Raw genomic sequence first — 745 nt, forward strand, 5'->3', positions numbered from 1 at the left:
GGCACTGTCTAGTTAAGCCAGTTTGAGGAACGAGCAGGTCGTTAAGTGTGTTTGGGATGAAGCTCGCAGACCTGCTCAGCGAGTGTTTTGCGACGGATTTAGAAGAAACTTGGGAGCGTGAGCGGACAGCGACGCCCGTCAGGGCGTTCGCTGTCCAGCTCCACGCGACCGGATGTTCGCTCAGAGAAACAAAACAGATTCTTCGATATCTCGGCGTTGAACGCTCTCACCAAGCTGTTTGGCAGTGGGTACATCGGCTTGCTGACAGCGGTCACAACCCGCCTGAGGCGAAGCCGAAGCGGGTTGCGGTCGACGAGACCGCTGTCAAAATCAATGGCGAGTGGTCTTGGTTGTACGCTGCAATAGATATCGAGACAAAGCTGATTCTTGACGTCGAATTGTTTGGACGACATGGTACCGATCCGGCTGCTGCGTTTCTCCATCGACTCTCGGAGAAACACGATCTCTCAGATGCTGTGTTTCTCGTTGATGGCTACGGCTATCAGACTGCCATCTCTCGATTAGGATTGAGCGGTCGGCTTGACTACGTCGAGCGAAACCTCATCGAAAAATGGTTTCACACCCTCAAAATGCGAGTCGACCGCTTCCATAATTCGTGGGTGGGCAGTCACGGAAGCGTCCGCGAGTGGTTCATACAATTTGTGCAATACTACAATTTTCAGAGACCGCATCAAGCGCTCGATGGGCGAACACCGGTTGAGGAGGTCACTAACTAGACAGTGCC

1 protein-coding gene is annotated in these 745 nt (G+C 53.2%); it reads left to right on the forward strand.

Translation table 11 applies throughout. The annotated features are described in order from the left end of the window. The first annotated feature begins 56 nt into the window (after window positions 1-56). Complete coding sequence (locus C440_RS01735) at window positions 57-737, forward strand: IS6 family transposase (RefSeq protein WP_008317683.1); 681 nt, start codon at window positions 57-59, stop codon at window positions 735-737. The last annotated feature ends 8 nt before the right edge of the window (window positions 738-745 follow it).

Origin of the sequence: Haloferax mucosum ATCC BAA-1512 (assembly GCF_000337815.1) — an archaeon.
GTDB lineage: Archaea > Halobacteriota > Halobacteria > Halobacteriales > Haloferacaceae > Haloferax > Haloferax mucosum.